Origin of the sequence: Mesobacillus selenatarsenatis SF-1 (assembly GCF_000813125.1) — a bacterium.
GTDB lineage: Bacteria > Bacillota > Bacilli > Bacillales > Cytobacillaceae > Mesobacillus > Mesobacillus selenatarsenatis.
The window spans coordinates 1-24335 of the sequence record NZ_BASE01000134.1; the positions used below are offsets into that span (position 1 = coordinate 1).

The 24335-nt window shown below is 40.2% G+C and carries 24 protein-coding genes and 1 other annotated feature; of the genes, 16 read left to right on the forward strand and 8 right to left on the reverse strand.

Annotation, left to right across the window (positions count from 1 at the left end; genetic code table 11):
• Nucleotides 1-537 precede the first annotated feature (537 nt).
• Both TY49_RS22710 and TY49_RS22715 read left to right on the forward strand, forming a co-directional pair.
• A complete protein-coding gene (locus TY49_RS22710; protein WP_041968156.1) occupies nucleotides 538-753 on the forward strand; it encodes a YuzI family membrane protein in 216 nt (71 codons plus the stop codon).
• Between the two features lie 82 nt (nucleotides 754-835).
• On the forward strand, nucleotides 836-1582 hold the full coding sequence (locus tag TY49_RS22715; RefSeq protein ID WP_041968157.1) for a YjbA family protein: 747 nt from the start codon (nucleotides 836-838) through the stop codon (nucleotides 1580-1582).
• A gap of 65 nt (nucleotides 1583-1647) precedes the next feature.
• Here TY49_RS22715 and trpS read toward each other — a convergent pair whose 3' ends face one another.
• Together trpS and TY49_RS24035 are read right to left on the reverse strand one after the other, a co-directional pair.
• Nucleotides 1648-2640: a tryptophan--tRNA ligase gene (gene trpS, locus TY49_RS22720; RefSeq protein WP_198135675.1), complete on the reverse strand. Its 993-nt coding sequence runs from the start codon at nucleotides 2638-2640 to the stop codon at nucleotides 1648-1650.
• A 107-nt stretch (nucleotides 2641-2747) separates the two neighbouring features.
• Nucleotides 2748-2976: a binding site (T-box leader), on the reverse strand.
• Nucleotides 2977-3038: 62 nt separating this feature from the next.
• Nucleotides 3039-3404 carry a DUF3899 domain-containing protein gene (locus TY49_RS24035; RefSeq protein ID WP_052442272.1) on the reverse strand — a complete coding sequence of 122 codons (366 nt, stop codon included), beginning with the start codon at nucleotides 3402-3404 and terminating at the stop codon, nucleotides 3039-3041.
• A 272-nt stretch (nucleotides 3405-3676) separates the two neighbouring features.
• Between TY49_RS24035 and TY49_RS22730 the strand changes: the two genes are divergently transcribed.
• The 6 genes from TY49_RS22730 (at nucleotide 3677) to TY49_RS22755 (ending at nucleotide 10904) form a co-directional block, all read left to right on the forward strand.
• Nucleotides 3677-5386: a peptide ABC transporter substrate-binding protein gene (locus TY49_RS22730; RefSeq protein ID WP_041968159.1), complete on the forward strand. Its 1710-nt coding sequence runs from the start codon at nucleotides 3677-3679 to the stop codon at nucleotides 5384-5386.
• 139 nt (nucleotides 5387-5525) lie between these two features.
• Entirely contained in the window at nucleotides 5526-6455 is a 930-nt protein-coding gene (gene opp3b / locus TY49_RS22735) for an oligopeptide ABC transporter permease (RefSeq protein ID WP_041968160.1), read from the forward strand.
• Nucleotides 6455-7483 (forward strand): oligopeptide ABC transporter permease, encoded by a 1029-nt coding sequence (gene opp3C, locus TY49_RS22740; protein ID WP_041968161.1) that lies wholly within the window; start codon nucleotides 6455-6457, stop codon nucleotides 7481-7483. Before opp3b ends, opp3C begins: the two co-directional genes overlap by 1 nt.
• A gap of 18 nt (nucleotides 7484-7501) precedes the next feature.
• Entirely contained in the window at nucleotides 7502-8536 is a 1035-nt protein-coding gene (locus tag TY49_RS22745; RefSeq protein ID WP_041968162.1) for an ABC transporter ATP-binding protein, read from the forward strand.
• Nucleotides 8537-8557: 21 nt separating this feature from the next.
• Nucleotides 8558-9499: an ABC transporter ATP-binding protein gene (locus TY49_RS22750; protein ID WP_041968163.1), complete on the forward strand. Its 942-nt coding sequence runs from the start codon at nucleotides 8558-8560 to the stop codon at nucleotides 9497-9499.
• 205 nt (nucleotides 9500-9704) lie between these two features.
• Nucleotides 9705-10904, forward strand: coding sequence for a putative glycoside hydrolase (locus tag TY49_RS22755; RefSeq protein WP_041968164.1), 1200 nt, complete (start codon nucleotides 9705-9707; stop codon nucleotides 10902-10904).
• A 191-nt stretch (nucleotides 10905-11095) separates the two neighbouring features.
• On the opposite strand, the gene TY49_RS22760 is transcribed toward TY49_RS22755, so the two are convergent.
• The gene (locus TY49_RS22760; RefSeq protein ID WP_041968165.1) at nucleotides 11096-11281 is read right to left on the reverse strand and encodes a hypothetical protein; all 186 of its coding nucleotides are present in this window, start codon (nucleotides 11279-11281) and stop codon (nucleotides 11096-11098) included.
• A 210-nt stretch (nucleotides 11282-11491) separates the two neighbouring features.
• Between TY49_RS22760 and TY49_RS22765 the strand changes: the two genes are divergently transcribed.
• The 6 genes from TY49_RS22765 (at nucleotide 11492) to pepF (ending at nucleotide 19617) form a co-directional block, all read left to right on the forward strand.
• Nucleotides 11492-12061: a GNAT family N-acetyltransferase gene (locus TY49_RS22765; RefSeq protein WP_041968166.1), complete on the forward strand. Its 570-nt coding sequence runs from the start codon at nucleotides 11492-11494 to the stop codon at nucleotides 12059-12061.
• Between the two features lie 433 nt (nucleotides 12062-12494).
• Nucleotides 12495-12890 carry a transcriptional regulator SpxA gene (spxA, locus tag TY49_RS22770; protein WP_041968167.1) on the forward strand — a complete coding sequence of 132 codons (396 nt, stop codon included), beginning with the start codon at nucleotides 12495-12497 and terminating at the stop codon, nucleotides 12888-12890.
• Between the two features lie 681 nt (nucleotides 12891-13571).
• On the forward strand, nucleotides 13572-14243 hold the full coding sequence (mecA, locus tag TY49_RS22775) for an adaptor protein MecA (RefSeq protein WP_041968168.1): 672 nt from the start codon (nucleotides 13572-13574) through the stop codon (nucleotides 14241-14243).
• Between the two features lie 141 nt (nucleotides 14244-14384).
• A complete protein-coding gene (gene cls / locus TY49_RS22780) occupies nucleotides 14385-15896 on the forward strand; it encodes a cardiolipin synthase (RefSeq protein WP_041968169.1) in 1512 nt (503 codons plus the stop codon).
• Between the two features lie 533 nt (nucleotides 15897-16429).
• Nucleotides 16430-17638 (forward strand): competence protein CoiA, encoded by a 1209-nt coding sequence (locus tag TY49_RS22785; protein ID WP_041968170.1) that lies wholly within the window; start codon nucleotides 16430-16432, stop codon nucleotides 17636-17638.
• A 161-nt stretch (nucleotides 17639-17799) separates the two neighbouring features.
• The gene (gene pepF, locus TY49_RS22790) at nucleotides 17800-19617 is read left to right on the forward strand and encodes an oligoendopeptidase F (protein ID WP_041968171.1); all 1818 of its coding nucleotides are present in this window, start codon (nucleotides 17800-17802) and stop codon (nucleotides 19615-19617) included.
• Between the two features lie 50 nt (nucleotides 19618-19667).
• On the opposite strand, the gene TY49_RS25655 is transcribed toward pepF, so the two are convergent.
• The 5 genes from TY49_RS25655 to TY49_RS22810 form a co-directional block, all read right to left on the reverse strand.
• Nucleotides 19668-19850, reverse strand: a complete 183-nt coding sequence (locus TY49_RS25655) for a hypothetical protein (protein WP_500778261.1) — start codon at nucleotides 19848-19850, stop codon at nucleotides 19668-19670.
• Nucleotides 19851-20403: 553 nt separating this feature from the next.
• Entirely contained in the window at nucleotides 20404-21285 is an 882-nt protein-coding gene (locus tag TY49_RS22795) for a ClpXP adapter SpxH family protein (protein ID WP_041968172.1), read from the reverse strand.
• The gene (locus tag TY49_RS22800) at nucleotides 21282-21683 is read right to left on the reverse strand and encodes a globin domain-containing protein (protein WP_041968173.1); all 402 of its coding nucleotides are present in this window, start codon (nucleotides 21681-21683) and stop codon (nucleotides 21282-21284) included. Before TY49_RS22800 ends, TY49_RS22795 begins: the two co-directional genes overlap by 4 nt.
• A gap of 220 nt (nucleotides 21684-21903) precedes the next feature.
• The gene (locus TY49_RS22805; protein ID WP_041968174.1) at nucleotides 21904-22551 is read right to left on the reverse strand and encodes a lytic transglycosylase domain-containing protein; all 648 of its coding nucleotides are present in this window, start codon (nucleotides 22549-22551) and stop codon (nucleotides 21904-21906) included.
• Nucleotides 22552-22570: 19 nt separating this feature from the next.
• A complete protein-coding gene (locus TY49_RS22810; protein WP_041968175.1) occupies nucleotides 22571-23158 on the reverse strand; it encodes a CYTH domain-containing protein in 588 nt (195 codons plus the stop codon).
• Between the two features lie 118 nt (nucleotides 23159-23276).
• Here TY49_RS22810 and TY49_RS22815 point away from each other — a divergent pair, with 118 nt between their 5' ends.
• Nucleotides 23277-23657: a UPF0738 family protein gene (locus TY49_RS22815; protein ID WP_041968176.1), complete on the forward strand. Its 381-nt coding sequence runs from the start codon at nucleotides 23277-23279 to the stop codon at nucleotides 23655-23657.
• Between the two features lie 34 nt (nucleotides 23658-23691).
• On the forward strand, nucleotides 23692-24330 hold the full coding sequence (gene yjbM, locus TY49_RS22820; RefSeq protein WP_041968177.1) for a GTP diphosphokinase: 639 nt from the start codon (nucleotides 23692-23694) through the stop codon (nucleotides 24328-24330).
• Nucleotides 24331-24335 lie beyond the last annotated feature (5 nt).

The window sequence follows — 24335 nt, forward strand, 5'->3', positions numbered from 1 at the left end:
TGTTCGGCCAAAACAACCACTGAGATCGCTGGAAATGTCTGAAATAGCCCCTGGTTCGGACAAAACAACCATTGGGATCGCTGGAAATGTCTGAAGTAGCCCTAGGTTCGGCCAAAACAACCACTGGGAAGGCTGGAAATGTCTGAAGTAGCCCCAGGTTCGGCAAAAAACTACCACTGGGATCGCTGGAAATGTCCGAAGTAGTCCTAGTTTCGGCCAAAACAACCATTGGGATGGATGGAAATGTCTGAAGTAGCCCCAGGTTCGGCCAAAACAACCACTGGGATCGCTGGAAATGTCCGAAGTGACCCCATGTTCGGACAAAATATTATAGTAAGTTAGAACGTAATACATACTCAGAATCTTTCCTATGAGAAACTGCTGCATTTTTCAAGTAGTGAGCCCTATTCTTCAGGTACATTTAAATCAGCTTTCAGTACTTTCCCGCCAACTTCCTTCATATATATGATAAAAATGGACAGGCCGGGGTGAGGGAAGTGTGTGTGATGAATTTCTGTTATGAAGAGAGTCTATCTGATGATCTTTAGATTGTTTGTTTTGACGATTGGTTTTGGACTGGCTGTTTCGGGAGGGATCAGCTCAATCGCTTATTTGAATATGATTGTAGCTGGGCACGGTCTGGATGAGTATTTAGCTTTTGTATCGAGGAGAGTGGAGTGCTACTTGCTGCCGGCTGGAATCGGGATCATTTGGTTAAGTATTTATTGGCCTCATAATAATGATATAAATTGATCTTCCTTTTAAGGAATATTTTTACTTAGTGATGCCCATACTGATGGACAAACAGTTTCTTGAAGTGAGGGGTTATAAAATCATGTTGTATCTTCATGATGTCTGGGTAAACTGGTTCGAAGGGGAAGAGAACGGTTATAATGTTTGCCATTTCCACGAATGGCGGAAGGATGATGGAGTTGAGCTGCTTGACCAGGTGCCGCTCCTTAAAATTGACCATCTTCTATTTAATTACATTGAGAATGATTTATCAGAGTTGCCACAACAGCTTCTGGATGACATTTACCGTAAGGCATATTTGAGGAAAAACCATGAACGTACACAGCTTGATTACTGTTTCGTTGTTTCCGATGGAACTGGCATACTGGCTGTAGATACCATCGGCTATAATATCCCAATCCGAAAGAGCCGGCTTATTCCGCGCCAGGAGCAGCTCGTGTACGAAATGATTGAAAATCAGGATACGATCCAATATGGGTTCAATGATCAAAGTGCCTTAAAGGACTTCCATATTTTATCGCCTGCTCCGGATTTAATGAGAGGGCTGACGCGTAAGGAAAGGCAGTTGAAGCAATTATTGTTCATGGCCATGGACCAGTTGAGTTCCTCAAAAAATGTGGCTGAAGTCCGTTACTGGTTCACTGAATGGAAACCTGAACTATATGAAGAGATTCAACGCCTTGGATTTGAAGAGGTATGGGAACGGTTATTTGAAGAGACAAAGTTTGGCTGGTCACATAAACACGAGAAGTTTTGCGAAAACATCATTAAAGGACAATCCTTTTTCGAAAAACTTTGGGAAATGGAACACGGCCCTAAGGTAAACTGATAAGCAACAGTATTGAAATCTATTGCGAAAAAACGGAGCTGACATTGTGTCAGCTCCGTTTTGTTCTATCTGCGCTTGCGCCCAAGGCCCATCGCATTCTCCATTTTCTTTAGCATTTTGTTAGCGACAAAATTTGCTTTCTCAGCACCACGGTCAAGAATATCATCTAACTCTGGTGAATCGATCAGCTCGTAATATTTTTTCTGGATTGGTTCAATGACATCGACAACAACCTTCGCAAGGTCTCCCTTGAAGTCTCCGTAGCCTTTACCTTCATATTCTTTTTCAATATCAGCAATTGCTTTGCCGGTCAAGATAGAATAGATGGACAAGAGATTTGAGATGCCAGGCTTGTTCTCTTTATCATATTTCACGATACCCTCTGAGTCAGTAACAGCACTCTTGATTTTCTTTTCGATTTGCTTTGGATCGTCGAGCATCGAGATGAATGCCTTGTTGTTCGGATCTGATTTGCTCATTTTCTTCAATGGATCTTGTAAGGACATGACTCTTGCTCCGACTTTTGCAATGCGAACATCTGGAATTGTAAAAATGTCATTGTATTTCTTGTTGAATCGTTCTGCTAAATCCCTTGTTAATTCTAGATGCTGTTTCTGATCTTCGCCGACTGGCACGAGATTAGTATTATATAGAAGAATGTCGGCTGCCATTAACGGAGGATACGTTAATAAACCAGCCGAGACAGCTTCTTTCCCAGTGGATTTATCCTTGAATTGGGTCATCCTTTCAAGCTCACCTATATAGGCTACACATTGCATCATCCATCCTGCCTGTGCATGCGCCGACACTTCCGACTGGATGAATAAAGTTACCTTCTCAGGATCAATACCAGAAGCGATATATAATGCTGCAAGGCTCTTGATGTTTTTTCGAAGCTGCAAACGATCCTGCGGGACAGTTATCGCATGCTGGTCAACGATACAAAAATAACAATTATATTCTTCCTGCAGTTCTGTGAATTGCTTCATTGCGCCGATATAGTTGCCAAGTGTGATGGTACCGCTCGGCTGGATGCCGGAAAAAATAGTCTCCATAATAAAATCCTCCTATAAGTATATATCTTGTTCTCTTTCTGTCTGAATGTATTTACATTAACTTAAAAACAGAAGAAAAAAGAACACAAAAAAGACCATTCGCCCTAAATTCTAGGGACGAATGGTCCGTGTTGCCACCCTAATTACTCACGAATGAGTCACTCTGCCCATGCCTCAGTGAAGCATGGATTCCTTTAACGCAGGAATACGCCTGGATCTACTTAAGTTCAAACCAGAAGCTTAAAAGTCCATTCCAATTGCCAGGCTGTTTGTTTTCACCAACCACAAACTCTCTGAAAAGCCTTGAACAAGTGTACTACTCTTCATCATCGCTTTTAACGTTTTATTAAAAATGATTATAATCAAATCAATCATGATAAGCAAGAGTACCAGAAGGATTTTTACAGATAATAAACGGACAATGCGGCAAGCATCAACATAAAATCTAAAAGTCCAACCATTAATAGAGGGTTGGCATTGAGGGTGACCAGTTCGGATAAAGGCGTCATCTCATGTAATGACTTTTTCTTCTCTCCCTCTTCTTTGCCAGCAAAAACAATACGAAAAGAATAGGAAATGGCGTCAAAAAACCCTGAGTTAACCGTAAAGACTATAAGAGAAGTAAACAGCAGGGTACTAGCGATGTAAAAAGAGATATTTATGTAACTGAGCAAGCTAATGCTCTGTTGATAGACAAGTGAGAGGATAAAAATCAATAGCTGTGAAATCAAAAAACCATAAAAAATTTTCCCAAATCTATTACGCATATTTCTAAATCTCCCTTATATTGTTATTTCATAAAAGTAATTTTGAGAATAAACCTTCGGAAATAAACAAATATTACAATAAGTAACACTATGATTTTGCCCGCAAAAGGCTTATAAGACACTATTATAACACAATTCAAGGAGGAAATTTATTACTATTGTTTCAAAGTTGTAAATTTTTCGCGCAAAAATATTGAACATTTAATTTAATCTATGTATAATAGGGAATGTAAAAAGTTTTCAGAAAACAATAATAAAGAGGGGGCATATCCTTGAAAAAGTCAAAATTTTCATTTCTATTGATTTTGACTCTAGTATTCTCGTTAATCCTGTCTGCATGTAACAGCGGAGACGACAATGCTGGAGACAAAGAGCCTGCTGATAAAGACGATGCAACAGGCGAAGAAGTAGCTAATGTACCACAAGAATTAAACATGTTGGATTCTTCTGAAATCCCAACTATGGACAGCGTACTTGCTGAAGGTTCTACAAGTTTCACTTACATAAATAACGTAGGTGAAGGTCTATACCGCCTTGACCAGGATCACAAGCCAGTTCCTGCTCTTGCAGAAGGCGAGCCTGAAATCAGCGAAGACCAGAAAGTTTACACTTTCAAACTTCGTGATTCTAAATGGTCTAACGGTGAGCCTGTAACTGCACACGACTTCGTGTTTGCTTGGCGCCGTGCGATCGACCCTGCAACTGCTTCACCTTATGGTCCATACATGATGGGCGGAAAAATCAAGGGAGCAGCTGAAATCACTGAAGCTGGAGCTGCTAAGAAAGAATACAATGTAGAAGATCTTGGCGTTAAAGCAATCGACGACAAGACTTTGGAAGTAACTCTTGAAAAGCCAGTAGTATATTGGGAAGACCTATTCGCTTTCCCAACATTCTACCCACAGAACGAAAAGTTCGTAACTGAAAAAGGCGACGCGTTCGCTAGCAATGCTGAAAACTTACTTTACAATGGTCCATTCAAAATGGAAAAATGGGAAGGTACTGACGCAACTGAGTGGGTACTTGTTAAAAACCCAGATTACCACAGTGCTGACGATGTAACTCTTGAAAAAATCACTGTTAACGTAGTTAAAGATTCTAACTCTGCTGTAAACGCATTTGAAGCTGGCGAAACAGACATGACTGGATTGCTTTCTTCTGATATCGTTCCTTCTTATGAAGGTGATGAGCGTATGCTTACATGGATGGAGCCAGTAGTATTCTGGATCAAGATGAACCAGAAGAACGAAGCTCTTGCTAACGTGAACATCCGTAAAGCAATTGCTATGGGCTTCAACAAAGAAGACCTAGCAAAGAGCATCCTTAACAACGGATCTATCGCTGCAAACTTCTTTGTACCAAAAGATTTCGTAACAGGCCCTAACGGAGAAGACTTCCGTGAAAAGCACGGCGACCTAATCGTTTTCAATGCTGAAGAAGCTAAGAAGCATTGGGAAACTGGTCTTAAGGAACTTGGTGTAGATAAGCTGGAAATCCGCTACCTTGGTGGAGACACTGAAGCAGCTAAGAAGACTGACGCTTATATCAAGAACCAATTGGAAACAAACCTTCCTGGCTTGACAGTCAAGCTTGAGAGCGTTCCTTTCGCAGTACGTCTAGAGCGTGACAACGCTATGGATTACGATCTTCAATTCGCAGGATGGGGCCCAGACTACGGTAACGCATTGTCGTTCACTGACCTTTGGATCACTGACGGCGGAAGCAACAGAATGGGTTACTCTAACTCAAAATACGATGAGCTGATCAAAGCTGCTCAAGGTGAGCTTGCTACTGACCCAGAAAAGAACTGGGAAGCACAGCAAGAAGCTGAAAGAATCATGCTTGAAGAAGATGCTGGTCTAGCGCCTGTTTACCAGCGTTCTGCTAACATCCTTCTAAACCCTGGTGTTAAAGGTCTTGCGATCTACAACTACGGTCCTGACTACAACTTCCAGTGGGTTAAGATCACTGAAGCTGAATAATAACTGAAGCAGTTTCTTATTTCAGAGTGTAATAATTCTGAGGATAGAAAGAGAGTATATCTAGATATACTCTCTTTTTCCCTGTAAAGCATTTGTCGAACAATAGGGAAAATTGAAATAATACAGGAGGTGCACCCATATGGCAAAATACCTGTTAAAAAGGGTACTTTATATGTTTTTGACTCTTTTCATCATTGCGTCCCTTACATTTTTCTTAATGAAAATCATTCCTGGTACGCCTTTTGCAAGTGCGAATAAATTGGGTCCTGCACAAATGGAAATCATGAAGGCAAAGTATGGTCTAGATCAGCCAGTGCCTGTGCAGTATGCTAAATATATTGGCAACTTGCTTCAAGGGGATCTTGGTATTTCCTTTCAATTTAACAACACTCCGGTTACTGACCTGATGTTCAAACGTTTAGGGCCATCCATGCAGCTAGGTGCCCAGGCGATGTTATTTGGAACAATCGTTGGTATTTTACTTGGTATTTTTGCTGCATTAAGACAGAATACCTGGGTCGATTACAGTTCCACTTTTGTTGCAGTATTGGGTAAGTCTATTCCTAACTTCGTATTTGCAGGATTGCTGCAATATTTCGTAGGTGTAAAATTAGGCTGGTTCCCGGTTCTTTTCTGGCGTGGGTTTGAATATACAATCCTGCCGACTATAGCTCTGTCCATGCTGCCAATAGCAATTGCAGCTCGTTTTATGAGAACAGAAATGATTGAAGTCTTAGGCTCTGACTACATTACATTGGCAAAAGCAAAAGGAGCAAGCTTCTTTGAAATTGCTTTTAAGCATGCATTGAGAAATGCAATGATCCCACTAGTCACTGTTTTAGGGCCATTGGCGATTTCCTTGATGACTGGCTCCCTTGTAATTGAGAAAATTTTTGCGATCCCTGGACTTGGTGAACAGTTCGTAAAATCTATTACAGTAAATGATTACCCTGTTATCATGGGAACAACCGTCTTATTTGCAGCGTTATTTGTAGTTATCATCCTTGTAGTGGATATTCTTTATGGAATCATCGATCCACGTATCAGGCTGTCTGGAGGGAAAAAGTAATGGCTGACTTCGAAACAAAAATTCCAAAAGATCGTTTTAGGCCGGCAGAAATCGATTCGGCCAAGAGCGAGGAAATCAACAAGCCAAGCTTAACCTTCTGGCAGGATGCTTGGATGCGTGTCCGTAAAAATAAGGGTGCTCTTGTCAGTTTGATTGTGATGGGCATTGTTATAATTATGGCCTTGGTAGGACCATTGGTTAGCGGAAAAGAATTTGATAAACAATATGTTCCACACAATAATCTACCACCGAAAATCCAGGGGCTTGAAAACATTAGCTGGCTTCCATTCGACGGTGTAAAGACGAATAAAGCTGGCAAAGAAATCGATATGTATGAAGTCAAAAAGGTAGATGAGTACTACTGGTTTGGAACAGACGCACTCGGACGTGACTTATTCACTCGTGTCTGGAAAGGTACCCAAATCTCCTTGTACATTGCGCTTTTGGCCGCGGTCATTGATATGATCATTGGTGTTGCTTATGGCGCAATATCTGGATATTACGGTGGAAGATTGGATAATGTGATGCAAAGGATAACCGAAATCCTTGTGGGTATTCCAACTATGATTGTTGTTATCTTGATGATCCTGGTTCTAGATCCTGGTATTATTTCCATTACGGTAGCATTGACGATTACAGGCTGGGTTGGTATGGCTCGTGTCGTGCGTGCCCAGACACTAAAACTGAAGGAACAGGAATTTGTTCTGGCTTCCAAAACTCTTGGTAACAGTGATGGTAAAATTATCTCTAAACACTTATTGCCAAACCTTGCGGGTGTCATTATTATCAATACGATGTTCACTATTCCAAATGCGGTATTTTTTGAAGCATTCCTGAGCTTTATCGGTCTGGGACTGCAGGAGCCATACGCATCACTTGGTACATTGATTGATGAAGGATTCAAAGTACTGAGATTGCACCCACACGAAATGATAATTCCAGCTATTGTCATTAGTGTCATTATGATTACCTTCAATATGCTGGCAGACGGATTGCGCGATGCGCTTGATCCGAAAATGCGCGATTAAAGGGCAGGTGAATGTATTATGGAAAATATTTTAGAAGTTAAGGATTTAAATATCTCCTTCCATACATTTGCGGGCGAAGTTAAAGCAATCCGCGGTGTGAATTTTGAACTTAAAAAGGGAGAAACCCTTGCGATAGTCGGTGAGTCTGGCTCAGGTAAATCAGTAACGACTAAAGCAATCATGAGACTGCTTCCTCCTGGTAATTCAGAAATCAAGCAGGGTGAAATATTGTTTGAAGGCAAGGATTTAGCAAAATTGACCGACAAGCAAATGCAGAAGATCAGAGGTCAGGATATCTCGATGATTTTTCAGGATCCAATGACATCTTTAAACCCAACAATGACTGTTGGAAAGCAAATCATGGAACCATTGATCAAGCATCAAAATATGAGTAAAACTGCAGCTAGAGAACGCGCTGTTCAGCTCTTGAAGCTGGTAGGTATCCCGAAACCGGAATTGCGTATCAAGCAATACCCGCACCAATTTTCAGGCGGTATGAGACAAAGGGTTGTAATCGCAATTGCTTTGGCTTGTAACCCAAAAGTTCTAATTGCTGATGAGCCTACAACAGCTTTGGATGTTACAATCCAGGCACAGATTTTGGAACTCATGAAAGATTTGCAGAAAAAAATTGATACTTCAATTATTTTCATTACTCATGATCTTGGAGTTGTAGCTAACGTAGCTGACCGTGTGGCAGTCATGTACGGTGGAAAAATTGTCGAAATTGGTACTGTGGATGAAGTATTCTACAACCCGCAACATCCTTATACTTGGGGATTGATCAGTTCAATGCCAAGCCTGGATGCTAAAGAAGAGGAACTTTACGCAATTCCTGGTACGCCGCCAAACTTGTTGTATCCGCCAAAAGGTGATGCTTTTGCGCCTCGTAATGAGTATGCTATGCAAATCGACTTAGAGGAACAGCCTCCAATGTTTAAAGTGTCTGATACACATTATGCTGCTACATGGCTGTTGCATCCAGATGCTCCTAAGGTAGAACCGCCGGAAGCTGTGAAAAGCAGAATGCGTAAATTCATGGGCACGAAATAACTGTAGGAGGAGGACTGGCTGATGGAAAATAGAGAAAAGCTTCTTGAAATAAAGAATCTGAAGCAATACTTCAATATGGGTCAACCGAATGAAGTAAGAGCGATTGACGGAATTACTTTTGATATCTTTAAAGGAGAAACTCTTGGATTGGTTGGAGAATCAGGCTGTGGTAAGTCCACAACTGGCCGAACAATCATCAGGCTTTATGAAGCAACAGATGGAGATGTCCTTTACAAGGGAGAAAACGTACACGGCAAGAAGAACAAAAAAGATCTGAAGAAATTCAACAGAAGTATGCAAATGATTTTCCAGGATCCTTATGCTTCCTTGAATCCGAGGATGAAGGTTTCTGATGTTATTGCAGAGGGCATTGACATTCATGGCCTTGCAAAAAGCAATAAAGAAAGAATGGAAATGGTATATGAACTGCTTGAAACAGTTGGCTTAAACAGAGAACACGCCAACCGTTATCCTCATGAGTTTTCAGGTGGACAAAGGCAGCGTATCGGAATTGCACGTGCACTTGCTGTGCAGCCCGAATTTATTATTGCAGACGAACCAATTTCCGCATTAGACGTTTCCATCCAGGCGCAGGTTGTCAACCTGATGAGGAAATTGCAGCGTGAAAAAGGTTTAACATACTTGTTTATCGCACATGATCTTTCAATGGTAAAATATATCAGCGATCGAATTGGTGTAATGTACTTTGGTAAGCTGGTTGAGTTAACAACAGCTGAAGAACTATACAAGAATCCGCTTCATCCGTACACGCAATCATTGTTATCAGCGATACCACTTCCGGATCCTGAGTCTGAGCGAACACGCCGACGCAAAACATATGATCCAAATGTGCATCAATATGCTGATGGCGAAGAAGTTAAGATGCGCGAAGTTGTTCCAGGGCACTATGTGTATTGCTCTGAAAAAGAACTAAAGCAATATCAACAGTCATATGTCAAATAAACTTAACGATCTCTCATTTTGAGATCGTTTTTTTTTATATTAGTTGATACGAAACTTGAATTTTTGTCAGGGAATAAATTCCATGTGAAAAATTTAATCAATAATATCTAAATCTGTCGAAAGTGGGTAAAATAGAATTATAGATTCATATTATATAGAAAACTACTGTAAAGAGTAGGCATACGTTTTGAAAGGAGAGGTGTTTATGCAGTTTAAAAAAATCGCAGCAGCAGCATTATTGGCTGCCTCTTTTTCACAAGCAGGAGGTACAGTGTTTGCAGAATCGAAAACACTTGAAACAGAAAAGCTTCCGGTCAGGGAACATCAGTCATTGATTAGGGAAATACCAAAGCAGATGCCAAGGTTCAAATTCGATTCAGGTTACACATTTGAATATCCTGATGCTGTAAGGGGAATCTATGTAACTGGGAACTCAGCTGGAGGAGAGAGGTTTAGTAGTCTTACAAAACTTATCGATGACACCGATTTAAATGCAATGGTTATCGATATAAAAGAGGACCACGGATATCTTACATACAAACCCGATGAAGATTCACCTTTCAAAGAGATTGGAAAGCCTTATATTAAAGATCCGAAAAAACTATTGAAAACCTTGGAAGAAAAACAGATATATCCTATCGCTAGGGTAGTTGTTTTCAAAGATACCGCCCTGGCAAATAAGAAACCGGAGTGGTCATTTAAAGATGGAAATCAGGTTTGGAAAAATGGCAGAGGAGAATCGTTCGTTAATCCATTCGTGAAAGAAGTGTGGGATTACAACGTTCAAATTGCAATCGAAGCAGCTAAGATGGGTTTCCAGGAAATCCAGTTTGATTATGTTCGTTTCCCTGAGGGATTTGAAAAGAGGGATGCTACTCTTCAATATTCAATGGGTGACTATAAGGATGTAGAAATGGATAATGTGCAAAAGAGGGTTAAAGCGGTGACTGATTTCGTGGCATACGCTCGAAAAGAGCTAAAGCCATATGATGTTAAAGTTTCTGTTGATATCTTTGGCTATACGGCAACACTTCCTGAAGCACCAGGAATCGGACAGAACTTCTCAAAAATATCTGAGAATGTTGACGTCATTTCTTCAATGATTTATCCAAGCCATTGGACTTCTTATTTTGGAATTGCCAAGCCTGACACAGAGCCATACCGTCTCGTTCAGGAATATGCAAAATTGGAGAAGAATAAGCTTGATGAATTAAAGACCCCGCCTATTTCACGTCCATGGCTGCAGGATTTCACAGCCTCATGGTTAGGCAGTGGAAATTACCTTGTCTACGGGAAAAAGGAAGTCGAAGACCAAATCAGGGCTTTGAAGGATCAGGGCATCAATGAATATTTATTATGGAACGCAAGCAACAGATACTCACCAAATGTTGATTACACACCATAACCTGGAAGTGAGAAAAGCGCAAGCACCTTGGTCACCCCCAACAAGCGCTGGAGCTGGACAATTCTCGAAGTGAAAAATTTATACTTTCTGATACTATATAAAAAGCCTGGAATGATTAAAATCGTTCCAGGCTTTTCATATCATTAGATTATCGATATCAAAATAAGTTATAATAACAGTTGGGATGTGGATTACTTCTTGCTTCCGCCGACATTTTTCCAACCAGTTTGCAAACTAGTTGATTGATCTACGAATTCATTTCTTTTATTTCCACTAAAGAATCTGGTTCCTACTCCATTGGTAATCACACCAATTGTCGCGGTAATGCCCACAATCAGTAAAGCAACGATAGTTAAATCCATTATGTAACCGCCCATGATAAACCTCCACCTTTTTTTTCACTAAGTCTTAATAGTGATTTTGTGATAAATATAATTCATGATCCCCGTACATCTTTATTTTAAAAGAATTGCCGGTGTATTAAAAGAACTTTATAAAGAAAAAATAATACAAGTATTATGATCATGATTATATAAGAAAAGCTGGGTGCTTATCAGGAAGGAATAAAAATAAAAAGGAGATAAGCAATGCATTGGTATGAGAAATTAAATCAGTATTTCCCGATTGAGGAAATGAAGTCAAAGGAACATATGGAAACACTTTTAAAGGAAAGACCAGAGATTTACCATAAGGATGAAGGTCCCGGACATGTCCTCATGTACGTTGAAACAGATGATTTTGTTTTCATCGATTACCTTTTCGTCTCTAAGACGACACGTGGTCAGGGACTAGGCCATAAGCTGATAGAGAAGCTGAAGGAAAAGGGCAAACCGATTATCCTTGAAGTTGAACCAGTTAACTATGAGGACACAGATACGGAGAAGCGTCTTCGTTTTTACAAACGGGAAGGCTTCGAGCATGCAAGGACGATTGGTTACAGACGTCGGTCGTTAGCGACGAAGGAAATCAATGAGATGGAAATCCTTTACTGGTCTCCAGACGAGGCTTCAGAGGATTTAGTATATGAGTCGATGAAGAAGACCTATAATATGATTCATACTTATAAAGACAAAAAGTTTTACGGAGAATCCTACCAGCCAGTTGAGGAAGTCTTGACTGTGGAAGATAAACGGGAGGATTTGCTACAGGATATCTAATTCAAGAGCGCAACCAGTGTTTCTAACATGGTTGCGTTTTCATTTTTGCTCAATTAAATGAGAATATAACTTTTTTAAATAAAAAGGTTTAAGTCTTTTACAATCGGGTAAATATAATTAAATTATGAAAATGAAAGTCTAACGGACACAAACAAGTAGAATTGTACGAATATTTATATTGATTTAGATCAGAGGGTGATGAAAAATATAAATTATATTGAAACTTTTTTCTATTTCGTTCGTTATATATAGAGAAGGACAAAAATATCCTTACATAAATACCCGGAATAAATTATGAAAAGGGATACCTTTTATTAAATCCATAGTGTATAATAAACAATATGAATTATAAAATTAAACTTATTATTATTTAAGAAATGAAAGTCATTTAAAGCAAATAATATAAGTAAATCTAAGGGAGTGTGAATTACCAATGGTCACTTTATACACTTCACCAAGTTGTACCTCTTGCAGAAAGGCAAAGTCATGGCTTGAAGAACATGAGATTCCTTATACTGAAAGAAACATATTCTCAGAGCCATTATCTATTGATGAAATAAAGGAAATTCTTCGAATGACCGAAGATGGAACGGATGAGATTATTTCTACCCGCTCGAAGACTTTCCAAAAGCTTGATGTAAATTTGGAAACCATGCCTCTACAGGAACTGTTCGAGGTTATCAAAGAAAATCCTGGCTTGCTACGCCGTCCGATCATCATTGATGAAAAGCGCCTGCAGGTTGGATATAATGAAGACGAAATCAGACGATTCCTGCCGCGCAGAGTGCGTACATTCCAGTTGCGTGAGGCTCAGCGTTTAGTCAATTAAACATAACAAAACTAAGCTCCCTTTTGGGGGCTTTTTATTTTCTATGAAAGAACATATCCTAAAGCCGCATAGCCGTGCAGACAAATTGAAATATAGGTGCAGTTCTGCTAAAATATAAAGAATACTTTAAAATTTATAGTATGTTAAAAACCAATAACTTTTGGGGTAACTTGGCTGATGGTAGCTGAAGGGGAGAGTATCCTGTGAAAAAGGCAGCACATTCCCGCCTTTACAGCAGCCTAATCAACAGTAAGTCGATCCAGACAAAATCATACATTAACCTTTTTTAAAGGCTCTTTTCTCAAACTTTGTTGCTAATGAATACAAAAATGGATTTAATTCTCTATATTCCTTCGTAAAGTTGACACTTCTTATGTGAAAAGAGCTTGCAAACTTAATACCGACCTGCACACTGGGTATTTATTACGTTAAAATCAAATTTAGGATTTAACTACAATCTTTACGAAAACAGCCTTAATAAAAAATGGGTGTATATTTTGTTTCCAAAATGGCTTAATATAACATAAAATGAAAGTACAAGATCGTTTATTTCTATTTACACAGCCCCTTAGTAAATCAAGGTGATTTAGGCTTATTTATTAAGGGTAAATGATAAGACCAACTGCTTTTTTGGGGGTATTTAGTCCCTTCAAATCTTTGCATGGAAGGGAGAGAAAGCGAATGGAAATCGAGCGTATTAATGAAAATACGGTTAAGTTCTATATTTCATATATGGACATAGAAGAGCGCGGGTTTGACCGGGAGGAAATCTGGTATAACCGTGATCGCAGTGAAGAGCTTTTCTGGGAAATGATGGATGAAGTACATGCCGAGGAAGAGTTTGCCGTTGAAGGTCCTTTATGGATACAGGTTCAGGCCCTGGAAAAAGGTCTGGAGGTTTTAGTTACAAAGGCACAGCTATCGAAGGACGGTCCTAAGTTCGAACTGCCGCTTCCAAACGATAAACTGAAGGATCTGCCAGTCGATGAACGAATCGAAGAGCTGCTTGACCACCAATTCAATCCAAAAGGAATTGATGATGCTGATCCAGCCTTCGAGGATGATTTAGAATTCCTGCTGTATTTCAAGGATTTCGAAGATGTCATCTCACTCTCGAAACGCCCGGGAATAGACAAAGTCAAAACAAGCTTGTACAGCTATGATGACAAGTATTATTTATACATTGAATTTCCTGAGCAAGATTTTGAGGATGAAGAAGAAATTGACAATATACTAAGTGTTCTTCTAGAGTATGGGCAGGAGTCGACAGTAACGATTCACCGTCTTGATGAATACGGTAATAAGATTATCGAAGAAGATGTGTTTAGTGTCATAAGAAAGCATTTTTCATGATTGCAGGCCGATTTCAGAGATGAAATCGGCTTTTTTGATATAATTTGTATGAATCTCTTCACTTAATAGAAACGTATATATATCTAAAGTTCCTATTTCTGGTTGCAAGAATAATTCAGAGAGAGAAAACAGGTGGTAACAATGAAGAACACAGTGCGCATCTTAACCTTTTTATTAATTCTGGCCGGCATTTATTATTTGTTTTATGAAAAACTTGATGCAGTTTATCTTGGGTATATCAGTATATTTATGTCTCTTACTGTCATCTTCATCAGCTTTGTGATATTCCTTGAGAATCGTCATCCAGCCCAGACATTAACCTGGATTGTCGTGCTTGGCGGCTTCCCGGTTATTGGTTTTATTTTTTATCTTTTATTCGGCAGGAATAAACGCAAGGAAAAGATGTTCCGGCGCAAATACTTCCTGGATAAAAAAGCTTTTTCAAAAATCGAAGGGGAATCAGAAAGGGTCAACAAGGCGAGGATGCTTGATATGGAAGAGGACCATCGCCGCTTGTTTACCCTTGCCCAGAAGCTCGGGAACAGCCCTATCTCCTTTGCTACCTCCACAAAGGTGCTGACAAATGGTGATGAGACATTTAGTCATATTCTTGAAGAGCTAAAAAAGGCTACCCACCATATTCATATGGAATATTACATTGTCCGACACGATAAAATTGGTGAAGAAATTAAGGAAGTTTTGATCAGCAAAGCAAGAAAAGGTGTAAAGGTCAGGTTCTTATTTGATTCCGTAGGTTCCTGGAAGCTCTCGAAAGGGTATATTTCTGACTTGAGTGAAGCAGGGGTAGAAGTGGTTGAATTTGGTCCTGTCCGCCTGCCGTTCCTGAACAGTAAATTCAATTTCAGGAATCACAGGAAAATCATTGTCATTGATGGGACTGTTGGCTTTGTTGGAGGCCTGAATATTGGTGATGAATACCTTGGCAGGGACAAAGGATTCGGTTTTTGGCGTGACACTCATTTAATGGCTAGAGGAGAAGCTGTTCGTAGCCTGCAGCTGATTTTCCTGCAAGATTGGTATTACATGACGAACAAAAGCTTTCTGACGTCGGATTATCTATCACCAGCCCTGAAGGCTAACACTCATGGTGGTGTCCAAATGATTGCCGGAGGACCTGACAATGAATGGAGTGTCATCAAGAATATCTTTTTTTCAATGATTTCCTCAGCTGATAAATCAGTTTGGATTGCGTCGCCTTATTTCATCCCTGATGAAGACATTTTCAGCGCAATAAAAGTTGCTGCACTAAGTGGACTGGATGTCAGGCTTCTTGTGCCAAAGCGGCCAGATAAAAGAATCGTGTTCTTTGCTTCGAGGTCGTATTTTCCCGAACTGCTTGAAGCAGGTGCAAAGATTTATGAATACGAAAAGGGCTTCATGCACAGCAAAATCGTCATCGTCGATGGTGAGCTTGCTTCCATCGGTACATCCAATATGGATATGAGAAGCTTCCACTTGAATTTCGAAGTCAACGCCTTCCTTTACAAAACTAGCAGCACTGCCAAACTTGTTAAAGAATATGAAAACGATGTACTCGACTCAACAGAAATAGTCATGGATGATTTCAGTAAACGCCACATAGGCTACAGACTTCTCGAATCCACTTCGAGACTGTTGTCGCCGATGCTTTAGATACCCGGATGCAGATCCGGGTTATTTTAAATTTTGGCTATGTTAAACTAGGCTGTTGATTTTCGTTCCAGGCGCTTCGCTTTCCGCGGGGAAGAATTATGAAAAAGCTCAACTGCCAGCTTTTTCAAACTTCAAATTCTTCCTTGCAGTCGGGGAGCCTCCTCGGCGCTTTATGCGCCTGCGGGGTCTCCCCATGACTTGCACATCCCGCAGGACATTGAAGGGCTTCTTTGAACCTGCCCACGCACGAAGGAAATGCGGTAGCATTTTCGAGGAGTCTACGCGCCTTCCACTACAATCAACAGGGCTGTAAAACAACATTGGGCTTTAACAGAGCCTAAATTTTATAAAAAGATTTAAACTTTTCATTAAGAATAGTGTCTAGCTCCAGCGCCTAGCCACTCGAGACGTTTCGGGGGTGACCAAGGCGCTTGCGCTTTTTTTATTTGTGAACACTTTATAAACCTTTTTATATTTAAAAGGTATTAACTCTATGGACTCGAATATCTCATAATGAAAGGAGGCGCATCGATTTGCTAGTTGCGAATAAAAGCGATGGTAAAAGGTTATCTCTGGGGGAAAGGTGGGAAAAAAGTGATTTAATAGGAATCAGGTCGACGGAAAAGTTCTACTGTCCAGAATGTGGTGAAGAGGTGGTTATGAAACTAGGGAGCAAGAAGGTTTGGCATTTTTCTCATTTGGCGGGAGGCAGCTGCCAATATGAGTATGACCGTGAATCTAAATATCATCTTTCTGGAAAGCTTCAGCTCTTCAATTGGCTGAAAAAACAAGGAATCAATGCTGAACTTGAGCAATTTGACCAACATATGAAGCAGAAACCCGACATTGCTTTCGAGTTGCAAAACCAAAAATATGCGATTGAATTTCAATGTTCAGTTATACCGGAAGAGATTTTTGAAAAAAGGACCAAAACTTATTTGCATTATGGTGTAATTCCAATTTGGGTTGCTGCAGAGACATTGGTTAAGCGCAAGAAAAATAATGTTGTATCAATCAATAACTTCCTCTATCTCTTCATTAGGCAGACAAGGCACTCCTGGAATATCCCGGCTTTTTGTCCGATTTCAGGGCAATTCATCAATCTGAATGGAGCTATTCCAATCACTTCCAAAAAGACAATCACGAATCTTATAGTGAGCTCACTAAATCAGTATTCAGTAGAGGACCTACTGAGCCCAATCGATAAGCCATTCCCTATATTGAAGACTTGGCAAGCTGAAAATCAAAAACTGAAATCCCGCTACTTAACTTCCCCAGGAGCATGGAAAAATCCATTTCTGAAAGAACTATATCGCAATCACCTAAGCCTTCATACACTTCCATCCGAAATTGGCCTTCCTGTCCGCTCGAGCCCCTATATTGAAACACCTTCACTCATATGGCAGACATTCTTATATTTCGATGTATTCCGGCATTATCAAAAGGGGGACATAATAATTTATGCGAAAATCCGGGAAGCCTTTGATAGGCGAGTAAGAAGGAAAGAAATCAAACTTCGAACTCTGCCTGTTGCTGGGCAAAGAGACCATCGGTACGCTCTTGCTGAATATGTATTTCTTTTGACAAAGGTATCATTCTTGGAAAGAATCAATTCAGGTACAGTGAGAGTACTCCGGGAAATCATTATCCCAGATTCAATTAACGAACAAATCGATGCAGAAGCCAAATTTTTCACCAAGTATCGAAATGAAATTACACAATCAATATTCCCACTAACATGAAATGTGATATAACTGCGTAAAATAGGGTAGTTAGAATGCAAACTCTTGAAAAAGAAAAAGTTTTCCTTATTTAATTTTATAGAAGGAAATAAGAAACCATTATCGAATATATGTTACTAGAAAAGTTTTTCGAATTCCGAAATGTTGTAAGGAGGATCCATATGTCAAACGAATCTACAGTAAAGAAATTACCAGCAAGGGACGAGGTTTCCACAGAAAATACGTGGAGACTTGAAGATATTTTTGCGGTCGATGAGCAATGGGAAAAAGAATTCAATGAAGTTAAAGGGTTGATTCCTTCTGTTCAGGAGTATCAAGGCAAGCTTGGTGAAAGTGCTGAACAACTTTATAGTGCACTCCAGTTGCAGGATAAATTGCTTGAGCGTTTAGGACGACTTTATACATACGCGCATATGCGCTATGACCAGGATACAACGAATTCCTTTTATCAGGGGCTTGATGACCGCATCAAGAATCTGTATTCTCAAGCAGCAAGCGCACTTGCCTTCATCGTGCCGGAAATCCTGGCTGTTGATGAAGAGAAAATCAAAGGCTTCTTGAATGAAAAAGAAGAGTTGAAGCTTTATGAGCATGCATTGGAGGAAATCAATCTTCAGCGTCCGCATGTGCTGTCAGCTGAAGAGGAAGCGCTTCTTGCTCAAGCTTCAGAGGTTATGAGCTCACCGTCAAATACATTCGGAATGCTGAACAATGCGGATCTGGAATTCCCTTCAATCAAGGATGAGAACGGAGAAGATGTGGAGATCACACATGGCCGTTACATCCGATTCCTGGAAAGCGAAGACCGCAGAGTTCGTGAGGATGCTTTCAAAGCAGTGTATAAAACGTATGGCAGCTTCAAGAATACTTTTTCCAGCACATTAAGCGGCAATATCAAAAAGGATAATTTCAATGCAAGAATTCGCAAATATGACTCTGCGAGGCATGCTGCGCTGTCGGCAAATAATATTCCTGAAAGTGTCTATGAAAATCTTGTGAATACGGTGAATGACAACCTGCACCTGCTGCACAGATATGTCAAGCTTCGCAGAAAGGTATTGGGCCTTGAAAAGCTTCATATGTATGATCTTTACACACCGCTTGTGAAGGATGTGAAGATGGAGATTCCTTATGGTGAAGCAAAGGATTATGTCCTAAAAGGCTTAGAGCCTCTTGGGGATGAATATAACAATATCCTAAAAGAAGGATTTGAAAATCGATGGGTGGATGTGTATGAGAATAAAGGGAAACGCAGCGGTGCTTATTCTTCCGGGGCATATGGCACAAATCCATATATTCTGATGAACTGGCAGGACAATGTAAATAACCTGTTTACATTGGCTCACGAGTTTGGCCATTCCGTGCACAGTTACTACACCAGGAAGACACAGCCATATCCTTACGGCAACTACTCTATTTTTGTTGCAGAAGTGGCGTCTACATGCAATGAAGCGTTATTGAATGACTATATGCTAAAAACAATTGATGATGAGCAGAAGCGACTGTATCTTTTGAATCATTACCTCGAAGGCTTCAGGGGAACAGTATTCAGACAGACTATGTTTGCTGAATTTGAACATTTGATCCACCAAAAGGCGCAGAATAACGAGGCGTTAACAGCTGAGTCATTGACAAAAGATTACTACGAGCTCAACAAAAAGTACTTCGGTGAAGAGGATATCATCATTGATGAAGAAATCGGTCTTGAATGGTCAAGGATCCCGCATTTCTACTACAATTATTATGTATACCAGTACGCGACTGGCTTCAGTGCGGCAACAGCGCTGAGCAAACAAATCCTGGAAGAAGGGCAGCCGGCCGTTGAACGCTATATTGATTTCTTGAAATCAGGCAGCTCAGATTATCCAATTGAAGTACTGAAAAAAGCAGGAGTCGATATGACAAGCTCTAAACCAATCGAGGAAGCATTGAAGGTCTTCGAAGAAAAACTCAACGAAATGGAAGCATTGCTTTCATAAAAAAACAAACCGGCCGCAAAAAAATCTGCGGCCGGTTTTTAGGTTAAAGTTTAGAATCCTTTGAACTTTTTCCGGTTATTTAAATATATCAGTAAAATAAATAAGGCAATAAATAGAATAGGAGATGTTAGATACAAGGGCAAGAGATGCATTAATCCTAAAATATGAAGAATAAATGAAAAAACTATGAACAGAGCAATAAGGGAAAGACCTAGTTTATCCAATTGAATCACTCCGAATCGCTTTATAGTTCATTTATATGCTTCAGTCCAGGCATTCATGAATGGATTTGACAATATTGTGAAATAACACACAAGGTTATTGTGATAGAGAGCATGAATATGATATATTTATGGCGTGAAGTTGATCACAAACAAACATTTACCCCTTTGTTTGACCGTGAAAAATTTCTCCCATCCCCTTTGTTCGTATAAAATAGAGAGAAGGCCTTGCAGTTGGAGAGCTGCAAGGCCTTTTTCTGTGCCGTGCTGGTGAAAACCACTAGAAGAAGTGATGTTAGATAAATAAATCGACCATATTTCAAAGATTTTTTTATTTATTCGACCACATTCCGAAATATATTAGCGAATTTTTCATTTATTCGTCCACATTCCGAAATATATTGGCGGATTTTTAGTTTTTTCGACCACTTTTTCAATTAATTCGACCACCCTGCATTTTTTTGATTTCAAGGTTTCCTAACAAAGTGCTTTATAAGGTTCGATATCCCAAGCCAGTGGAGCATCGGGACTAAACCAAAATTAAAAAAACCGTGCAAATGCACGGTCATCCTTCAACATATCGCCAAAACACGCCATATTTAGCGGGGATTTGTTCGACTTGTTGTTTTAACATTAATTTCTTTAATTCCTTCTCTGCCTGTTGAACAGTTATGTCGTATACAACGGCTACTTCCTTGGAGGCGACCATTTTGTATTGCTTCAGGAATTGTTCGAGGATCGGCGGATTGGCCGCTTCTGGTTTTTCCTGCAGCATTTCTTCGAGAATCTGGACGTATACCTCATATGGGTAAAGACCGGTTATCTTAATACCTTCCTCTTCAACATTCGCGTTAAAAAAGACGAATGTCGGGATTTCCTGGACATCCATTTCATTCGTTATTTTTAAATCGCACTGAAATGCTTTTGCTGCTGTTTCAGAATGAATATCGGTTACGAATTCCTCAACGTCCAAACCGACGCTTCTCGCGCAGTTTTTTAGCACCTCGAAGTTCGAGACATTCTGTTTTTCAAGAAATAGCACTTCCTGAAGCTTGCGCAGGAACCTGATGCCTTTCTTTCTCCCCTGAAGCTCAGCTGATTTTATTGCAATCGATGCTAAATACGGGGATGACACAGGGTTTTCAAACCACAACGATCCGTCACAAGACATTCCTGTTCTGCTTGCTGTTTTTTCCCAAAGCTCGGCGATCGTTTCATAACGTTTTTTTCTGCTCATATTCAGTGTGGCCAGTTTGCCGCTTAAAACATGGCGAATTGAGAAATACTTGCCGTATTCGATTTGGAGCTTTTTGATGATTGGTTCGAGTGCCCAGCATTCCGGACAGAGCGGGTCGACAAACATATAAATTTCGATAGGTTTTTTATCCAAGCTATGGCAAAACTCTGATGGGTCATAGCTCAAAAGGTTTTCCCGACTCAGTTTCATGTGTTATCACCAGTTTCATCATCTGGTGTATTGATCATATGCTGGGCGGTCAGGTATAGTCTAGCGTAAAAGTCTTCCCTTACAGGTCCTTCAAGCCCCACTTCATCCATGGCTTCAGCCATACAGGCAAGCCAGGCTGTCGCCCTCACCGGTGTGATTTCGAACGGCAAATGTCTTGCGCGTAGCATTGGATGGCCATGTTCATTGGTATATAAGGGCGGGCCTCCTAAATATTGAGTTAAAAACTGCTTCTGCTTTCGGGCAGTTTCAGTTAAATCATCCGGGAATATAGGAGCAAGATCAGGATGCATTCCAACGCGGCGGTAAAAAGCATCGACCAGCCGGTGAAGTGTCCCTTCGCCAATGGCTTCGAATGGTAAGGTCTTATTCTCAACCATATTGATAACTCCTTTAAAATAGATTTTAGAAATTTCATTCTGCTTTGATAGTTATGCTTTTTATTGTAGCAATGCTAAATTTATATCTCAAACAAATCGTCTTGAGTTCTATAAAATCTGTCATTTTAATGATTGCTTTACTAATGTACACAAAAAGGCCGCCTGTTACCACTGACAGGCGGTCAAAACCAATGGGAATATTCTCCTTTTGAAGGTGTCTTTATCCGTAAAATACATCCGTGACTTTCCGTACATAGTTTTGCGTTTCTTTAAATGGAGGGATTCCTCCATATTTGTCAACATTTCCTTGTCCAGCATTATATGCTGCAAGGGCAAGTTCTATATTATTGTCATACTTGTCCAACATTTGACGAAGGTATTTACTTCCTGCGAGAATATTCTCCGTTGGATCAAATACATTTTTAACCCCCAGGCCCCTGGCTGTCGCAGGCATCAATTGCATAAGTCCCGAAGCGCCGGCATGACTCACGGCATTTGGATTAAAATTCGATTCCTTTTGAATGACAGACTTAATCAGCTTGGCTGGAATATTGAACATAGCTGAAGCCTTATCAATGATTCCATCAAAATCAGCATGGCTTTTGGCCGCCACTTTCGTCAGTTGAATAGGAGGAAGCATTTGTCCAATGTTTGGTTTTGCTAAAGCGAAAGAGTCAACCGTTGTTTGTGCGTTGTTAAATAACTCTTCAAGTCTTGTTGCAGTGGCACCCAGAGCATTGCTTTGGTCACTGAGGATTCCGGAAAGCATTTCCTGAAAAAGGTTGTTACCTGATTGGCTGGTTGTCGGCTGGTTGAAGTTTTGGAGCGCCTGCAATTCAAGCATGACTTTTAACTGGTCAACATTCATCATGATTCTCCTGCCTGGTCTATTCTTGTAAAAGATTATATTTTTTAGTGTAAAACCTTTTAATCTTATTATCGGTCGGTCTATGAGGGATTTTTAACTCTCCCAATAATTCAGAGAATACCTTATATCCTTCTGTCTCATCCGTTACTTCATATTCTAGCTCATAATCTTCTGTATTTAAATAGTAACTATGGTCCAGTACAAGCAATCCATCTTTGTACTCAACCTCGGCACGCACGGTTGTGAGCGCCCCGAAGTATTGCAATGGCTCTGTATCCTTGATTAAGTTTTCAACAGCGTCTTTTACTTCACCTTCTGGCAGCTTTCCTGATGATAAGGCTTCCTCAGCCTGTCCAGTCGTAAGTATCTGATTCGTTTCTAGCAGCCCTTGTTGTGCAGGTTGCTTTAAAGTCATTTCAAACTTGGACCCTTTTTCCCTGATCCTTAATGCAGAACCATAGTCTTTCAAGGTGAAGGAATGCGTATCAAAATAATGATTAATCTGTTTTTTGAATTGCTCCGGCTCTATTTTGAAGTATTTTTGAAGGAAGTGGAATTCTTCCTCTGTCAGGATATTCTTGAATTCGATTTCGATATTCTGGCTCACATCTGTCCGCCCTTTCCAATAAGCTGATCTTATTATCTCGTTAAATCCGGTTTGCTTCAATCCTTAGTAGAAAATGGTTCGATATGATAAAATAAAAAAGATTATGGAGGTTGAGGAAATGAGTCAAAGAATTTTAATTATCGATGCAAAAATAGAAAATAATGAGTTACTACTCTCTACAGACATAGAGACAGGTCTGGGGGATTTTGCTCCAACAGGGCAAATGCTTGTTGATTCCGATCAATTATCATTTATTTATATTCTTGATAAAGAAGATGGATATCATTATATCACCATTCCTGCAGGTACTTGGAATGTCATTCAAGAAGGTCTGCAGTCTGGATTAGAAACTTACTTAAGTAATAATGGAGGCAAACTTAAACTGGACGGCTTCCATAGCGAAATGAAATATTTGATTGAAAATATAAATGGCAACAGCAACTATGGAGAGGAAATGGTCACGAAAGTGGAACAGGTTTTTGCCGCACCCTCCGCTTAGGCTTTCGTGAATAGAACCGGATGAGGTGACTGATGTGAAACACTGGGATCAATTTTTAGAACCTTATAAGCACGCTGTTGAGGAATTGAAGGTTAAGCTTAAGGGAATCAGGAGCCAATATGAACTCCATTCCGACCATTCCCCGATTGAATTCGTCACTGGAAGGGTAAAGCCTATTGCGAGCATTCTTGATAAGGCGCATCAAAAAGGAATTTCACTTGATAAGCTTGACTCGGAAATGCAGGATATTGCCGGCTTGAGGATCATGTGCCAGTTCGTGGATGACATCAAGACAGTGGTTGAACAATTGAGAAGTCGTAATGATTTTGAGATTGTTGAGGAGAGGGATTATATTTCCCATAAGAAAGCGAGCGGCTACCGCTCCTATCATGTCGTGATCCGTTATCCAGTGCAGACAATCCGCGGTGAAAGAATGATTCTGGCAGAAATCCAGATCAGAACTTTGGCGATGAATTTCTGGGCAACAGTAGAGCATTCGCTGAATTATAAATACAAAGGACTTTTTCCTGAGGATATAAAGATCAGGTTGCAGCGAGCTGCCGAGGCCGCATTCCGGCTTGATGAAGAGATGTCGACAATCAGAGGAGAAATCCAGGATGCACAGGCATTCTTCACGAGGAAAAAAGAAATGCAGCAGGATGGGAAGAAATAGTTTAA

Bases quoted from the DNA above. Each gene is read 5' to 3' on its own strand.
- TY49_RS22710 (WP_041968156.1), top strand. From the start codon at position 538: ATGATCTTTAGATTGTTTGTTTTGACGATTGGTTTTGGACTGGCTGTT.
- TY49_RS22715 (WP_041968157.1), top strand. From the start codon at position 836: ATGTTGTATCTTCATGATGTCTGGGTAAACTGGTTCGAAGGGGAAGAG.
- TY49_RS24035 (WP_052442272.1), bottom strand. From the start codon at position 3,404: ATGCGTAATAGATTTGGGAAAATTTTTTATGGTTTTTTGATTTCACAG.
- opp3b (WP_041968160.1), top strand. From the start codon at position 5,526: ATGGCAAAATACCTGTTAAAAAGGGTACTTTATATGTTTTTGACTCTT.
- opp3C (WP_041968161.1), top strand. From the start codon at position 6,455: ATGGCTGACTTCGAAACAAAAATTCCAAAAGATCGTTTTAGGCCGGCA.
- TY49_RS22745 (WP_041968162.1), top strand. From the start codon at position 7,502: ATGGAAAATATTTTAGAAGTTAAGGATTTAAATATCTCCTTCCATACA.
- TY49_RS22750 (WP_041968163.1), top strand. From the start codon at position 8,558: ATGGAAAATAGAGAAAAGCTTCTTGAAATAAAGAATCTGAAGCAATAC.
- TY49_RS22755 (WP_041968164.1), top strand. From the start codon at position 9,705: ATGCAGTTTAAAAAAATCGCAGCAGCAGCATTATTGGCTGCCTCTTTT.
- TY49_RS22760 (WP_041968165.1), bottom strand. From the start codon at position 11,281: ATGGGCGGTTACATAATGGATTTAACTATCGTTGCTTTACTGATTGTG.
- TY49_RS22765 (WP_041968166.1), top strand. From the start codon at position 11,492: ATGCATTGGTATGAGAAATTAAATCAGTATTTCCCGATTGAGGAAATG.
- spxA (WP_041968167.1), top strand. From the start codon at position 12,495: ATGGTCACTTTATACACTTCACCAAGTTGTACCTCTTGCAGAAAGGCA.
- mecA (WP_041968168.1), top strand. From the start codon at position 13,572: ATGGAAATCGAGCGTATTAATGAAAATACGGTTAAGTTCTATATTTCA.
- cls (WP_041968169.1), top strand. From the start codon at position 14,385: ATGAAGAACACAGTGCGCATCTTAACCTTTTTATTAATTCTGGCCGGC.
- pepF (WP_041968171.1), top strand. From the start codon at position 17,800: ATGTCAAACGAATCTACAGTAAAGAAATTACCAGCAAGGGACGAGGTT.
- TY49_RS22795 (WP_041968172.1), bottom strand. From the start codon at position 21,285: ATGAAACTGAGTCGGGAAAACCTTTTGAGCTATGACCCATCAGAGTTT.
- TY49_RS22800 (WP_041968173.1), bottom strand. From the start codon at position 21,683: ATGGTTGAGAATAAGACCTTACCATTCGAAGCCATTGGCGAAGGGACA.
- TY49_RS22805 (WP_041968174.1), bottom strand. From the start codon at position 22,551: ATGAATGTTGACCAGTTAAAAGTCATGCTTGAATTGCAGGCGCTCCAA.
- TY49_RS22815 (WP_041968176.1), top strand. From the start codon at position 23,277: ATGAGTCAAAGAATTTTAATTATCGATGCAAAAATAGAAAATAATGAG.